This is a genomic window from Gemmatimonadaceae bacterium (assembly GCA_016720905.1).
GTDB lineage: Bacteria > Gemmatimonadota > Gemmatimonadetes > Gemmatimonadales > Gemmatimonadaceae > Gemmatimonas.
In genome coordinates, this window is the sequence record JADKJT010000029.1 from 232,530 (window position 1) to 247,483 (window position 14,954).

Genomic DNA, 14,954 nt, shown 5'->3' on the forward strand with positions numbered 1-14,954 from the left:
TGCGGGAGCTACCGCGCGTCTCGCTCGACGGAGACGCGCGCAATGTTTCCACGCAGGCGCACCGCGACGCGCCAGGATTGCAGGATGGCGGCGGCCGCCAGCCCGGCCACCAGTCCAATCCACAGTCCGCGTTCACGCAGCGGCGTGCGGAATCCCAGGTACGCGCCAAGCGGGACGCCCACGGCCCAGAACGCCACCATATGCAACATCGCCGGAATCCGCGTGTCGCCGGTTCCGCGCAGCACGCCACTGGTGACCGCCTGCAATCCGTCGAACACCTGAAACATCCCCGCCAGCGGTATGAGCGCTGCGGCAACGGCGACGGTCGGTCGGTCCAGGGTGTAGCGAGTCGCCAGCCACTCAGGCGCCACCAGAAAGACCACCGCCGTCAGGCACATGAATCCCACGCCGCAGGCGATGGCCGCCACGGCATCACGACGCGCGGCGACGATATCACCGCGCCCGATGGCGCGGCCTACCACGGCAGCGGCCGCACCGGAAATACCCAGCGGCACCATGAACGTCATGGCCGCCATGTTGAGCGCGATCTCGTGGCCCGCCAGTGACGCGGTACTCATCCACCCCATGAACAACGCCGTCAGTCCGAAGGCAAAGCTTTCGAAGAAGAACTGGACGCCGATTGGCACACCGATACGCAGCGTTCGCTGCAGCGGTTTCCACGCGCCCGCCTCCGCACGCCATGGACGGACATAGGGTTCGAGCGTTGATCGACTGAAGGCCCACAACAACATCGCCATCGCGCCGGTGGCGATTGCCGTGGCAAACCCCGAGCCCCCGACACCAAGCGCCGGTGCGCCCCAATGACCGGTGATGAGGATCCAGTTCGCGAACGCGTTCACCACATTGGCGAGCAAGACCGACACCACCACCGGTCGCGTCGTGTTGAGCGCCTGCAACGCCTGACGCGCGGCGTTGAACAGGAAGAACGGGAGCACGCCAAGGGCCCGATGGCGCACATAGATGCCGGTCTGCTGTACCACATCCTCCGGCTGACCGAGTGCGCGCAGGACCGCCTCTCCCGGCATCAACGCGAGTGTCACGATCGCGGAAATCAGCAGGGCCATCAGGAACCCGCGCTGAATACCGCGCGCCGCGTCGTCGTGCGCACCGGCGCCGATGGCCTGTGACACCACCGGATCCAGCGCAAAGAGCAGGCCGATTCCGAAGACGCTGACATTGAACACATAGAAATTACCAAGCGCGACGGCGGCAATCGCCGCGCCCCCCAAACGACCAACCATCATTGCATCCCCCACACCCATCGCCTGCAATCCGACATTGATCAACACGATTGGCGCGGCCAGGCGCGCCATGTCGAGCAGATCAGTGTTCCACGCGCGACGTCCGGTCAATTCGTGGCGGAGCGTTTGGCTCTCGCGACCATCTCCCGGGCTTCCCGCAACAATCTCGGCGCGTCATACGGGATACCGTCCTTGATCGTCCACGCGACGCCACCACCTGCCCCGGCGGCGGCATCCGCACGCGGTGGATAGAATGCCTTCAGGTCCTCCAGTGGATTCCCGTTGACCACCACCAGATCCGCCAGAAATCCCGGACGCACTCGTCCAAGACGCGACTCTTCCTTGAGGATCTTCGCGTTGTTGGCCGTGGCATGCTGCAACACCTTGATCGGTTGGAATCCGGCTTCCTGCTGCAGTTCGAGTTCACGAATCAGGCCGAATCCGTACACCTGATAAATGAATCCGGCATCCTCGCCGACTCCGATGGTCCCACCGAGCCGTTCGAAATCACGCACCGCTTGAAACCAGATGCGGTAGTTCTCCTTCCAGAACGCCTCGTCGGTGCTGCTCCAGTTGGCGAAATAGGAGCCGTGATTGGACGGGTCGGGACGAAAGTATTTTTCCAGCGTGGGATGCAGATACTCGGCGAACCACGGTTGCGTCTCGGCCCGTTGCAGGTCGCGGCTGGCCTCGTAGATCTCCAGCGTCGGATTCCATGCAACGTTGCCCTTCACCATGGCCTTGAGCACGTCCTGCAGGCGCGCCGCGTCGGCTTCGCGCCAGAGACGACCCGCCCAGCGGAAGCGCATTCCTTCATCCGCGTAGTTGAAGGTCGAAGGGAAATGCTGTGCACCATCGATGATGGCTGCATCCGGTACGCCGTACCAATGCTCAATGCTGGTGAGCCCGCCCGCGGCCGCGTCCCAGGCGTTTGTCTCATCAACGGCCATGTGGTGCGCCGTGCCAAGTCCGAGCTTTCGAGCCTCATCGAGAACGGCCGGATAGATGTCCTTGTCCATCCCGAACAGCTTGAGTCCGTCCGCGCCCTGCTGCTTCAGATCGCGCACGCGCTGCCGCGCCTCCGCCTCATTCCGCGGAATGGGCATGTAGGCATAGCGGGCATAGACATACAGTCTGGGGGCGGCGATCTCCCCCGCCAGGCTCTTCGCGCGCAGTTGAATTGTTTTCGCCGTTTCACTCGACACATCGCGCACCGTGGTGATGCCCATGCCCAACCACAACTTGAACTGATAGTCCAGCGGCTGCGGGATACCGCCACGCTCATCCTGCACATGCCCATGGATGTTGATCAGCCCCGGCATCACGTACTTGCCGGTCCCGTCGATTTCCGCGTCACCAACCGGCGGGCGTCGTGCCGTGCCGTCCCGGAGCGCCACCGGGTCGAGTGCGACGATCTGCGTGATCTGGTTACCCTCAATCACGATGTCCTTGGGGCCTTCTGCCGGCGTCCCGTTGCCCTCAATCAGCATGGCGCCACGAATGACCAGGCGCTTGGGTCGCACGCCGTGTGCGGGCGCCGGCCCGCGCACGGTGGCCGCCAGGGCAGTCCCCGACCGCTGCGCCGTCGCGCGCGACGCGCTCACGGACAACACCAACGTGGTCGACGCGGCAAGCAGAACGGGCAACACGAGACGCTGGCGCATGGTTACTCCCACTCGATGGTGGCAGGTGGCTTTGAACTGATGTCGTAGACGACGCGATTCACACCATCGACTTCGTTGATGATCCGATTGGAGATGCGCCCAAGGACCTCATGCGGGAAGGGGTACCAGTCCGCCGTCATGCCGTCGGTACTCGTCACGGCGCGCAAGGCGATGACATGCTCGTAGGTCCGCCCGTCGCCCATGACGCCCACACTGCGAACCGGGAGGAACACGGCAAACGCCTGCCAGATATCCGGATACAGGCCGGCCGCGCGAATCTCCTCAAGATAGATGGCATCCGAGCGACGCAGGATGTCAAGCGCGTGGGGCGTGACTTCGCCCAGTACCCGAATGGCCAGGCCCGGGCCGGGGAATGGGTGGCGTCCCACCATCTCTTCAGGCAATCCGAGTTCCCGACCGACATTGCGCACCTCGTCCTTGAACAATTCGCGCAATGGCTCAATCAGGCCGAATTTCATGTCCGGCTTGAGCCCTCCCACATTGTGGTGCGTCTTGATGGTCGCCGACGGACCGCCGGTCGCGCTCACGGACTCGATGACATCAGGATACAGCGTGCCTTGCACCAGGAAGGCGGCATCCTTGCCCGCCTCAGTGGAGGCGTCTTCAAAGACATCGATGAAGGCGTGCCCGATGATTTTCCGTTTGCGTTCCGGATCACCGACACCGGCGAGTGCGGAGAGAAACCGGTCCTCCGCCCGCACGGTAATGAGCTTGATCCCCAGATGCGCGCGCATCGTGCGCTCCACCTGTTCGCGTTCGTGCAGTCGCAGCAAGCCGGTGTCGACGAAGATGCACGTCAGCTGATCGCCAATGGCCTTGTGTACCAGCGCGGCGGCCACACTCGAATCGACCCCCCCGGACAGCCCGCAGATCACCTGCTGATCACCGACCAGTTCCCGGATGCGCGCCACCTCAAGATCGATGAAGTGTCCCGGTGTCCAATCGGCGGTGCAGCGGCAGACGCCGAACAGGAAGTTCTCGATGATCTCGGCACCACGCACCGTATGCGCGACCTCCGAATGGAACTGCACAGCGTGAATCGGCTTGGACTCGTGTCGGAAGGCGGCGATCGCGTTGTTGCTGCTGCGCGCCGTCGTGACGTACCCTGTCGGTAATGTCTCCACGTGATCACCGTGGCTCATCCACACGGTGGTGCGTTCGTCAACCGCAAAGCCGTCGAACATGCCGGCGGCTTCCGTCACCGTCACGTCGGCGCGACCATACTCGCGCCGCCCGCCGCCCACCACCACCCCCCCTTCAATGTGGGCGATCAAGTGCATGCCATAACACACGCCGAGGACCGGCGCGATCTCGAGCAATTCGCGCGGGATGGTGGGCGCTCCCGCGTCGGTCACGGAACTGGGGCCGCCCGAGAGGATGATGCCGTCCGGCTGCCAGTCGCGAATCCACTCGAGTGATCGGGTCGGCGCGTGGATCTCCGAATACACGCGGGCCTCGCGCACCCGGCGGGCAATGAGCTGCGTGAACTGGGATCCACAATCAAGGATCAGGATGCGGCTACCCATCAGAACTTCCACTCCGGACCCGTAAGTTTGAGGAACTCGACCGACATCGTGTCCAGGTCGAGAATGGCGCCCGACGGCGCCCCGTGCAGCCACCCGCACCCTTCGCCGGGATTGACCAGCAGGGAATCCCCGCGCGCCTTCATCTCCGACACGTGCGTGAACCCGTGCACAATCACTTCGTGCCCGTCAATGGACCGTTGATGCACATCGGCAATGTCATGGATGAGCAACACGGATTTGCCGCCGAGATCGAAACTGTGCGGCGACTCGAACAGTTCGGCGGCACCAAAGCCCATCTTGGCCACCGCCTGCAACGCATCACGATCACCGTCATTGCGACCGAACACGCCCAGCAAGGGCATGGATCGGTCGTTGAATGGTCGCAGCGAGAAGGGCGAGCAGAAGTCGCCGGCGTGCATCACCAGCGACACACCGCCGGCAATCATCTGGTCGAGCAACGCTTCGATCGCCGGTACGCGATCATGGGTGTCAGAAAACAGGCCGATGCGCATCAGGCACTCCTCCATTGGAGGTGCGCTCGTTCGAGCCGCACCAGGTCGTCATGACACTCACGGTCCGTGATGACGGCAAACTGCGATCCGTCGACCAGCACCTCGGCAGGGCGCGGGCGTGAGTTGTAGGTCGAGGCCATCGAGTAGCCGTAGGCGCCGGCTGTGCGCACCGCCAGCAGATCACCGGCCTGCACATCCGGCACCACGCGATCCTTGGCAAAGAAATCGCCCGATTCGCAGATCGGTCCCACCACATCGGCCGTCACCCGTGCGGCCGTGTCCACCACCGCCTCGATGGCATGAAAGGCCTGATACAGCGACGGTCGCAGGAGGTCGTTCATGCCCGCATCGGTCACGACAAAGTCCTTTCCGGCCGCGTGCTTGCGATATAAAACCCGGGTCAACAACACCCCCGACTCCGCCACAATGAACCGGCCGGGTTCCAACAACAGCTGCAACCCCGTGTGGCGCGTTGCCGCAATGATCAGCGCCGCATAGCCTTCGACATCCGGAGAGGGCTCCTCCATGGCGTATGGCACCGCCAGACCACCGCCGACGTCAAGAAACGCGAGCGGGTGCCCTTGCGACCGTACGCGATTCACCACCTCGAGCAGTCGCGGAATGGCTTCTCGCATGGGTTCCGCGTTGGCAATCTGCGAACCCAGGTGCATCCCGAGACCGAGGAGCGCAACGTGCCGGAGTTCCTTGGCATGCAGGGCGATCCGTTCGACATCGTCGCGCGGGATGCCGAACTTCTGCCCCTTTTCGCCCGTCCGGATATAGGCATGCGGGGTGTCAACCGTAACCTCGGGATTGACGCGAATCGCGATCGAGGCCACCACGCCGCGAGCCGCAGCGACGGCATTCATCGTCACCAGCTCCGCTTCCGATTCGACGTTGATCAACCGCACCCCCAGGTCCAACGCCTGCTCGATCTCCGCCACGGTCTTGCCGACGCCGCTGAAGACGATATCGCCGCCGTCGAATCCGGCGGCTCGTGCACGATACAGCTCCCCGCCCGACACGATGTCCACGCCGGCGCCCAGCTCGCGCAACAGGCGCAGGATGGCCTGGCTGGAGTTGGCCTTCATCGCGAAGTGGATGTGATGTGGCACGTCACGAAACGCGTTCGCGAGTCGGCGATACCGCGCGCGAATCGTATTGGCGGCGTATACGTAGCACGGAGTCCCCACCGCCTCCGCGATGGTCGGCAACGGGACCTGCTCCGCACACAACACCTGCCCCTCGCGGGAGAATGCATCCGGCGACGAGTCTGTCAACGGGGCCGTCATGTCATCAGTAGGCGCGAGCCCAGATGACCTCGTGTTTCGCCGGTTCGCCCGTCACCATGCAGGTCACGGGCGGAGTCGGGGACCGGAACTCGGCATCCGGAATGCATCGAATCGTGGCCTTCGTCTCTTCCTTCACGCGGGCCTCCACGGCGGGATCACCGTTCCAACCCGCGTACACAAACGCTCCCGGCCCGCTCATGATCTCCTTGAACCGGTCATAGGAGATGCGCTCGCGAATGCTGTTGGCTTCCAGTCGTGCACGCGCGGCCGCCAGCATATCCGACTGGATCTGTTCCAGCAGCACCGGCAGTTCCGACTTCAGCTGATCAAACGGCATCGGACGCTTTTCACGGGTGTCGCGACGCGCCAACATCCCGCTGGCCGACGCCAGATCGCGTGGACCGATCTCCAGTCGCAGCGGAATGCCGCGCAGCTCCCAGTGGTAGTACTTGGCCCCCGGCTTGATGCCAACGCGATCGTCGACGTGCACGCGGATGCGCTCGTGATCCGGGCGCTTGAAGCTGCCCAACTCCTCCGCGAGCTGCCTCGCCTTCGCAATCGTGGCGTCGCGCTCGTCATCGGTCTTCCAGATGGGCACAATCACCACCTGAATCGGCGTCAGTCGCGGCGGCAATCGCAACCCCGCGTCGTCGCCGTGCGTCATCACCAGTCCGCCGATCATTCGCGTGGACACCCCCCAACTCGTGTTCCAGGCAAACGCCTGTTCCCCCTGTTCGTTCTGGAATGACAAGTCGAACGCCTTTGCGAAGTTCTGGCCGAGGTTGTGCGAGGTGCCCGCCTGCAGCGCGCGGTTATCCTGCATCATCGCTTCACAGGAATAGGTGCGCAGAGCGCCGGCGAAACGCTCGCTATCGGTCTTCAAGCCCGTGATGACCGGCATGGCCATGTGCCCTTCCATGAACTCGCGGTACACGCCAAGCATCCGGCACATCTCCTCTTCGGCCTCCTCGTGCGTCGTGTACGCGGTATGGCCTTCCTGCCAGAGGAATTCCATCGTGCGCAGGAAGAGGCGCGTGCGCATCTCCCAGCGCACGACGTTCGCCCACTGGTTGTACAGTAACGGGAGATCCCGATAGCTCTGCACCCACTTGGCGAACATCGAGTAGATGATGGTCTCCGACGTCGGGCGCACGACTAGACGCTCCTCCAGTTGCTTGCCCCCGCCCATGGTGACGACGGCGCACTCGGGCGCAAACCCCTCGACGTGCTCGGCCTCCTTCGATAGGAAGCTCTCCGGAATGAACAACGGGAAGTACGCGTTGACGTGCCCCGTCTCCTTGAACATGTCGTCGAGCGCGCGCTGCATCCGCTCCCAGATGCCGTAGCCGTGCGGACGGATCACCATGCAGCCGCGCACGGGTGAATAGTCGGCCAGTTCCGAGCGCAGGACCAACTCGTTGTACCACTCGCTGAAATTGTCAGCGCGAGATGTCAACTTCTTGTCATCACTCATCACGTCGTCCTGATAGTTGTTTGAGCACCTGAATAGCGTCTTCGAGGTTCTCGAAGCCTTTGGGCTCTTGACCGCGTTCCATGACACTGACCCGAATCGCGTCGTCATCCGAGTGCGAGACTTCGACCGTGAAGCGCGCCCCCGCCTTCTTCGCGACCTCGCGCTGTCGATCCCCTCGTTGGCGCCGCAGGGCGTATTCGACCCTGAAATCCTCCGCGCGAAGCCGCGACGCGGCTGTCAGCATGGCGCGCGGATAGGAAGGTTCGCCGGGTTCCTGGATCACCCAGCAATACTCCCGGCTTTCGTCGCGCGTCGTCATCAACCCGCGCGCACGCAGCAACTCGCCGAGCACGACGTCGCCAAGGCCGAATCCGAGCGCCGGCAGGTCGACACCACCCACCGATGCCAGCAGGCCGTCGTAACGCCCGCCACCGCAGATGGCCCGGAACTCGCCGACCGCGTCGAACAACTCGAACACGATGCCGGTGTAGTACGCGAGACCGCGCACGATGGTAAGGTCAAATCGAATCCACTCTGCAACACCCAGCGCCTCGGCATGCGCGAGATACTCGGCAAAGTGCTCCACATGCGGCGCGACGATCGGCGAGGCGCCGTAGGTGTCGCGCATCGTCTCAAAATCGAGCGTGCCAAATCCGAGGACGGCGCGGCACGTCTCGGCGGCCAGTCCTGCGGCCAGCAGTTTCTCCGCCGAAACCTCGCGCGGCTGGCGATCCAGCTTGTCCAGTACGGCATATACGACCGTCCACGACGGCTCGGCGATGCCAAGGTGCGTCAAGAGCGCGTTGAGCAACCGCCGATCGCTGACGCGCGCCCGCACATCCGTCGACGCCAGTCCAAACGCCCGCATGATCTCAATCGCGATGGACAGGAGTTCGGCATCGGCCAGCACGTCCCCCTCGCCTACGATGTCGACATTGAGTTGGAAGTGCTCGCGCAAGCGTCCCTTCTGCGTCCGCTCGTACCGGAACAACTGCGGGATGCTGAACCAGCGCACCGGCTTGCGCAGCGCCTGTGCGCGCGCTCCCACCATGCGGGCAAACGTCGGGGTCATCTCCGGACGCAGGGCAACCGCGCGATCACCCTTGTCGACGAAGTTGTACAACTGCGTCACGATCTCGTCGCCGCTCTTCTGGGTGTACAAGTCGAGGGCTTCGAGCGGTGGCCCGTCATACTCCTGAAACGCATAGCGCCGCACGACGCGGCGCCAAGTCTCGAAGATGTGGGCTCGTTCAGCAAATTGCTCCGGGTAGAAGTCGCGGAATCCCGGTAATGGCTTCGGTGGCATCCGCGTAACCTACCGAGCCAACGGATCGACCTGCAACCGCTCCATGGCGTCTCCAACCGTGTGGAATGACCCGGTCACCAGAATGGTCGCTCCCGAGGTGTCGGCCAGACGCAGCGCCTCGTCGAAGTCGTCGATCCGCTCGGACGGTATGGACATCGAGCGCGCCCAGGTCTCCACCTCATTCAAGTCCCAGGCGCGAGATGCCGGTGCGGTCGGAGCCGATGTCAGGAACACGCGGTCCGCCACGGTTGCCACGGCCTGCAAAATCCCCCGCCAATCCTTGTCGCGCAGCACCGTGACCACCGCCACCACGGGCGACGGCAAGCCCGTGGCCCGCAGATTCGCGACGACGCTGGCGGCGCCATCCGCATTGTGTGCCACGTCAAAAAGCCACCGACCCCAATGATGGAACCGCCCCGCCAAACGCACTCCGGCCAAGCCGGTCTCTGCCTGATCCGCGATGCGCGCCCAGCGCTCGCCCGCCGACTCGAGCATGGCCAGCGCCACGGCAGTATTGTCGGCCTGAAAGGTCCCGACCAGCGGCGTCGTCAGACGCCGGATTCGGTCGGGAGTCTCCAGCGTAAAGGTGGTTCCCGTTTCGGCCAGCGACACGTCCCGCACCCGCCAGTCGAGGCCTGTCACACGAATTGGTGATGCCTCCGCGGCCACCGCCTGAGCGAACAGAATATCCCGAATCTCTGGACGGGTCTCACCAATGACTGCACCAGCATGGCGCTTGAAGATACCGGCCTTCTCAATGGCAATCTGTGGCAGCGAGTCACCGAGGAACTCCATGTGGTCAAAGCCGATCTGCGTGACACCGGCGGCAATGGGTTCAACCACGTTGGTGGCGTCCAGTCGGCCGCCAAGGCCCACTTCAACGATCGCCACCTCAGCACCGGCCTTGGCGAAGTACGACAGGGCCATGGCCGTCGTAGCCTCGAAGAAGGTCGCTCCCAACGCCGTCAACAGCGGTTCATTGGCATTCAACCAGGCCGTAATGTCGTGCTGTTGCATCGGCCGTCCATCGACCACGACCCGCTCGCTGAAATCGACGAGGTGGGGTGAGGTATAGCGCGCTACACGCAGCCCGGCATGTCGCATCAGCGCGTCCAGGGTGGCTACCGTGCTGCCCTTGCCGTTGGTGCAAGCGACATGAAATACCGGATACGCGCGCTGCGGATTCCCAAGGGCCTGCAACAGCGCGGCCACACGATCGAGTCCCAAACGCCACGCGCCGCCCGTGCGCGCGAACAGCTTGGCTAACGCCGCGTGGTAGGCCGCCGAGGCCTCTTCAGCAGGGGCCATAGCGTTCCCGGGTGGATGGGCTCCAGACCGGCGATGCGGGGCCAACGGATCGGTCGTCAGCTGTCCTGCGCGTGTCCGGTAGCCGCGGGACGGCCAGTCATGTGCCGAAGGAGTCGCGTAACCGTCGATCGCAGTTCCTTCCGGTGCACGACGCTATCGACCATCCCATGATCGACCAGGAATTCTGCCGTCTGAAAGCCCTCTGGCAAATCCTGCCCCAGCGTCTGCTTGATGACACGTGGGCCGGCAAACCCGATCACGGCGCCAGGTTCAGCAAGGATGGAGTCCCCCAGCATGGCGAAGCTGGCGCTCACTCCCCCGGTCGTCGGATTGGTCAAGATCGACACGTACGGAATGCGTCGTTCGGCCAGTTGCGACAGCACGGCCGCCGCTTTCGCCATCTGCATGAGCGAGAGTACGCCCTCCTGCATGCGCGCGCCGCCCGACGCCGAGATGATGACCAGTGGGTGTTTCTTCTCCAGAGAGCGCTGCCCAAGGCGAGCGATCTTCTCGCCCACGACCGAGCCCATTGATCCACCCATGAACGCAAAATCCATGATGCCAATCCCAACCGGCAGCCCCTCCATCAGCCCGGTGACTGTCAGGATCGCATCACTGTCCCCGGCACTGGCGACCGCGCGCTTGAGCCGCGCCGGATAGTCGGGAAAGCCCAACGGATCGACCGATCGGAGCTCACCGCCAATTTCGCCAATGGACGCTTCGTCCAGCAGCATGGTGGCGTAGTCCCAGGCACGCAGCCGCCGATGATAGTCGCATTCGGGGCACACGTTGAAATTCCGCAAGAACTTGGCGCGGATATCGGTGTGCCCGCACGCCTCGCACTTCTCCCACGTGTCCGGTGGGATCTCGAGCCGCTCGCGACGAGGCTGCCGCGGTTTCTTTTCTTTCCGGAACCAAGCCATAGGAGGCGTAAGATCGAAGGTCCGTCCCGTCGTGGCTAGGGCTTGCGCGTACTTGAGGCCGCCTATCCACCGTAACCGAAATCAAACCGAAAGGGTCGGCGCTCGGTGTGCAGGGGCACTGCCCTACAATCCCATGGCGTCCGGAAGACCTCGGCCTTCCGCCGAAATACGCAGCAGAACGGCGACTGATAGCCAGCTCACCAGCAGAAAGGAGCCGCCGTAGCTGAAGAACGGCAGTGGAATGCCGGTCACCGGCATCAGGCTCAGGGTCATGCCGATATTAATCGTGACGTGGATGACCCAGGCAGACATCAGGCCGAACGCCAGCAGACTGGGAAACGCATCGTTCGCCCGCGTGGCCACCCGCGTGCTGCGCAGGAACAGGGCAAGGAACAACGACAGCGCGACGGTGACGCCCACGAAGCCGAGTTCCTCACCCACGACGGAGAAGATGAAATCGGTGTGCCGTTCCGGGAGGAATTGCAGCCGCTTCTGACTGCCGAGTGTGAATCCCTGTCCGAACAACCCGCCGGAACCGATCGCCACCTTCGACTGCATGATGTGGTAGCCCGCGTTGCGCGGATCGAGGGTGGGATCGAGAAATACCAGCAGGCGGCCTCGCTGGTACGGCTTGAGCTTGTCCCAGAGAATGGGTGCGACGATACCCATCGCGACATTCGCCAGCATCAGTGCCACCCCTTCCAGCAGATAGGGGCGATGCCACAACATCAAGGCGAACAAGAGGAAGAACCAGGCGCCCCAGGCGCTGGTGCTGAACGCGAGGATCAAGCTGATGCCTGGACTGGCCAGCATCAGCAGCACCGGCCACGACACGCCCGCCCAGAACAGCATCGCGAAACAGATGCCGATGAACACGATGCCTGTACCAAGATCCGGTTGTGCCATCACCAGGATCCACGGTATGCCGACCACCAGCAACGGTCGCCACAGTTCCACCAATGCCCGTGGCGGCTCGCGTTGCGCCGCCAGCACACGCGCCAGCATCAGGGTGGTGGCCAGCTTGGCCAGTTCGGCCGGCTGCCCAATGCGTTTACCGCCAATCGTCAGCCATCCCTTCATGCTTTCGGCTGTGCCGGCCCCTGTGCCGATAAACAAGACCAGGACCAACAGCCCGCAACTCAACAAATACAGCGGCCACGCACTCCATTCCAGCAAGCGTACGGATCCGCGCGACACGACAAAGCAGGCAATCAACGAGATCGCGAAAAACCCGAGTTGTCGCTGCCAGAGGCGCGCCACGACACCGGCCGGCGCGTCCGTCTGGCCAGCCGAAAAGACCATGGCGATGCCGAACGCTGTCAACAACAGCGCCAGCACCAGCAGCGGGTAGTCGATCCCTTGTCGACGCAGCGGAAGTGCCACTAGTCGTTCGTGACGGATTTGAGGGTGAGGCCTTTGGTCTTCAGAAAACGCTCCATCATCTTGGTGGCGACTTTCGCCGCGGCCGATCCGTGCAGTCCTTCTTCCAGTATCACCGCCACGACGATCTTCGGATTCTCGGCCGGAGCGTAACCGACAAACCAGGCGTTGTCGGGGTGCGGCGGGTTTTGCGCCGTGCCCGTCTTGCCGGCAATCAACAAGCCCTGAATTTGGGCACCTGCCGCCGTGCCGCGCGAGACCACGTCGGCCAGCGCCATCTGCAGCCCCTCGAGTTTGTCCTTGTCGAGATTGAGAATCTGCGTGCGCACGGGTTCATGGGCCACAATCTGCGGTTCCGCCGCGGCGCCGTCGGTGGCCAGCGCGGTGTAGAACCGCGCCATGTTCAACGGCGTCTGCGAGTTGTTCGCCTGACCGATCGACAAACTCAGGACGACCGATGGATTCCATCCGCCCTTGCCGTACTTCTTGTTGAAATACTCGATGCCCTCCGGCCAGATCGGACGACTCTCGCTGGGCAGATCGATGCCGGTGCGTTCGCCGAAGCCCAGCTTGACGCCGCCCGCCAGCAAATTGGCCAGTTGGATCTTGAGTCCCAATTGGTAGAAGTACACATCGCACGACTTGGTGATGGCTTGCGCCAGCGTGACGTCGCCATGACCGCGTTTGTCCCAGCACTTGAACACGCGACCGTAGTAGTACCCGCCCGTGCATGGTTGTGGCATGTGCGATTCTATTGTGACGAGGTTGCGTTGGAGGCCGATGACGGCGGTGGCTAGCTTCCAGGTGGACGCCGGCGCATAGAGCCCTTGCAGCGCGCGGTTGGTCATCGGCCGCTTCGGGTCCGCCAGCAGGCTGGCGAAATACTTGGGCGGGACGCCACCAATGAACCGATTGATATCGTACGATGGCGCGCTGTACAGTGCGAGGACGCCGCCGGTTTGCGGGTTCAACGCGACCACGGCACCGCGCAACGAATCGCCAAAGTACTCGTGGGCGTATCGCTGCAAATCGAGATCGATGTTCGTGCGCAACGGCGGCGGGGCCTCCGGCGGTTCTTCCGCGCGGACGCCATTGTCGCGCACCACGCGATTCCGCGCATCGACTTCGACGTACCGGCGCCCTTCACGACCGCGCAACTGCTCCTCGTATTGCTTCTCCAGCCCCTGCTTGCCGATCTGTTGCCCCGCTTTATAGCCAGCGTAGGCAGGCAACGTCAGCTCCCGTTCGGAAATCTCGCCCGTATAGCCAATCAGCGCCGCCATCGCTTCGGCATCCGGATAGTACCGTTTTGGCGAACTCTGGATGATCAACCCCGGGAACTCCACGCGGCGTTCTTCGAGCACCGACACCACCTGGAACGAAGCGTCGTTGAAGATCACCGCCGGGCGCTGCGGGGACCGGCGAAAGCGGCCAACGGCGAGTTCCTGCTGCGCCGAATCAATCGGCACGATCTTCGCCAGCGTGGTCAGCGCCGAACGCAGCGAGTCCTCCGTGGGACTCAGGATGAGCACGCGGTATCCCGGCAGATTCTCCGCGATGATCTCGCCCTGACGATCGTAGATGATGCCGCGGGCGCCCGGCAAGGGGACCTCGCGCAACCGGTTGTTTTCCGATTGCAGCTTGTACTGCGCGTTCTGCAACACCTGCGTGCGAAAGAACGCCGCGCTGAGCGCCAGGAACACCATGAACAGAACACCACGGGCGACGCGCGCACGCCGCAGCACCTCGTTCGGATGGTAGCTCACGACCGGAGGCTCACCCGGTGACGGGCCGGTACAGCGGCTTGAACAACGTCAGCAGAATCACGGCCACAGCGGCCGTGAGCGCCGCCGACAGCGGCGTCCAGAGCAACAACTGCACCACCAGCTGCATACCGCGGACGCCCCCACTGACACTGGCGTAGACAACATCGAAGGCCACCTTGCCGACGAAAACGAAGAGACCGGTGAGCGCGACATGATCGGCGAAGAACACCGCTTTGACGCGACTGGCCGCGAAGGCCACAGCCACGAGTGACAATGCCGCGGCCCCAAACGATCCCGGAGCCAGCGCGTCCACAGTGAATCCCGCCGCGAGGCCGAGCAACGCGGCCAATCCCGGGCGGACTCGCACAGCCGAGAACAAGATGGCAATCAGGAGAAAATCGACGTTGGCGCGCGACGCGAAGAGCGGCCTGATGGCAAAGTGCGCCGCGACCAGCAGGAGGAATCCGAGCCACGCGCCGGCGGCAGCGGCGAGGCCGGACGGTGGCTGCGCGGTGGCCAT

At 63.6% G+C, this 14,954-nt stretch carries 12 protein-coding genes; all 12 read right to left on the reverse strand.

From position 1 onward, the window contains the following. Positions 1 to 8 precede the first annotated feature (8 nt). Positions 9 to 1,373: an MATE family efflux transporter gene (locus tag IPP90_17740; GenBank protein ID MBL0172515.1), complete on the reverse strand. Its 1,365-nt coding sequence runs from the start codon at positions 1,371 to 1,373 to the stop codon at positions 9 to 11. Continuing rightward, on the reverse strand, positions 1,370 to 2,926 hold the full coding sequence (locus tag IPP90_17745; protein MBL0172516.1) for an amidohydrolase family protein: 1,557 nt from the start codon (positions 2,924 to 2,926) through the stop codon (positions 1,370 to 1,372). The genes IPP90_17740 and IPP90_17745 overlap by 4 nt, the downstream gene beginning before the upstream one ends. Positions 2,927 to 2,928: 2 nt before the next feature. Next, on the reverse strand, positions 2,929 to 4,473 hold the full coding sequence (gene guaA / locus IPP90_17750; GenBank protein MBL0172517.1) for a glutamine-hydrolyzing GMP synthase: 1,545 nt from the start codon (positions 4,471 to 4,473) through the stop codon (positions 2,929 to 2,931). Beyond that, positions 4,473 to 4,985 carry a metallophosphoesterase gene (locus IPP90_17755; protein MBL0172518.1) on the reverse strand — a complete coding sequence of 171 codons (513 nt, stop codon included), beginning with the start codon at positions 4,983 to 4,985 and terminating at the stop codon, positions 4,473 to 4,475. Before IPP90_17755 ends, guaA begins: the two co-directional genes overlap by 1 nt. Next, positions 4,985 to 6,277, reverse strand: coding sequence for a diaminopimelate decarboxylase (lysA, locus tag IPP90_17760; GenBank protein ID MBL0172519.1), 1,293 nt, complete (start codon positions 6,275 to 6,277; stop codon positions 4,985 to 4,987). The genes IPP90_17755 and lysA overlap by 1 nt, the downstream gene beginning before the upstream one ends. Positions 6,278 to 6,281: 4 nt before the next feature. Then, a complete protein-coding gene (locus tag IPP90_17765) occupies positions 6,282 to 7,751 on the reverse strand; it encodes a proline--tRNA ligase (protein MBL0172520.1) in 1,470 nt (489 codons plus the stop codon). Beyond that, entirely contained in the window at positions 7,744 to 9,057 is a 1,314-nt protein-coding gene (hisS, locus tag IPP90_17770; protein ID MBL0172521.1) for a histidine--tRNA ligase, read from the reverse strand. The genes IPP90_17765 and hisS overlap by 8 nt, the downstream gene beginning before the upstream one ends. Positions 9,058 to 9,066: 9 nt before the next feature. After that, positions 9,067 to 10,365 (reverse strand): bifunctional folylpolyglutamate synthase/dihydrofolate synthase, encoded by a 1,299-nt coding sequence (locus IPP90_17775; protein ID MBL0172522.1) that lies wholly within the window; start codon positions 10,363 to 10,365, stop codon positions 9,067 to 9,069. Positions 10,366 to 10,421: 56 nt separating this feature from the next. Beyond that, complete coding sequence (locus IPP90_17780; protein MBL0172523.1) at positions 10,422 to 11,288, reverse strand: acetyl-CoA carboxylase carboxyltransferase subunit beta; 867 nt, start codon at positions 11,286 to 11,288, stop codon at positions 10,422 to 10,424. A gap of 123 nt (positions 11,289 to 11,411) precedes the next feature. Continuing rightward, positions 11,412 to 12,671 (reverse strand): rod shape-determining protein RodA, encoded by a 1,260-nt coding sequence (gene rodA, locus IPP90_17785; GenBank protein MBL0172524.1) that lies wholly within the window; start codon positions 12,669 to 12,671, stop codon positions 11,412 to 11,414. Beyond that, on the reverse strand, positions 12,671 to 14,434 hold the full coding sequence (gene mrdA / locus IPP90_17790) for a penicillin-binding protein 2 (protein MBL0172525.1): 1,764 nt from the start codon (positions 14,432 to 14,434) through the stop codon (positions 12,671 to 12,673). The genes rodA and mrdA overlap by 1 nt, the downstream gene beginning before the upstream one ends. Before the next feature lie 10 nt (positions 14,435 to 14,444). Continuing rightward, positions 14,445 to 14,954, reverse strand: a complete 510-nt coding sequence (gene mreD / locus IPP90_17795) for a rod shape-determining protein MreD (GenBank protein MBL0172526.1) — start codon at positions 14,952 to 14,954, stop codon at positions 14,445 to 14,447.

Excerpts from the sequence above, each read along its gene's own strand:
- IPP90_17780 (MBL0172523.1), bottom strand. The coding sequence starts at position 11,288 with ATGGCTTGGTTCCGGAAAGAAAAGAAACCGCGGCAGCCTCGTCGCGAG.
- mreD (MBL0172526.1), bottom strand. The coding sequence starts at position 14,954 with ATGGCCACCGCGCAGCCACCGTCCGGCCTCGCCGCTGCCGCCGGCGCG.
- IPP90_17765 (MBL0172520.1), bottom strand. The coding sequence starts at position 7,751 with ATGAGTGATGACAAGAAGTTGACATCTCGCGCTGACAATTTCAGCGAG.
- lysA (MBL0172519.1), bottom strand. The coding sequence starts at position 6,277 with ATGACGGCCCCGTTGACAGACTCGTCGCCGGATGCATTCTCCCGCGAG.
- IPP90_17745 (MBL0172516.1), bottom strand. The coding sequence starts at position 2,926 with ATGCGCCAGCGTCTCGTGTTGCCCGTTCTGCTTGCCGCGTCGACCACG.
- guaA (MBL0172517.1), bottom strand. The coding sequence starts at position 4,473 with ATGGGTAGCCGCATCCTGATCCTTGATTGTGGATCCCAGTTCACGCAG.
- IPP90_17755 (MBL0172518.1), bottom strand. The coding sequence starts at position 4,985 with ATGCGCATCGGCCTGTTTTCTGACACCCATGATCGCGTACCGGCGATC.
- hisS (MBL0172521.1), bottom strand. The coding sequence starts at position 9,057 with ATGCCACCGAAGCCATTACCGGGATTCCGCGACTTCTACCCGGAGCAA.
- IPP90_17775 (MBL0172522.1), bottom strand. The coding sequence starts at position 10,365 with ATGGCCCCTGCTGAAGAGGCCTCGGCGGCCTACCACGCGGCGTTAGCC.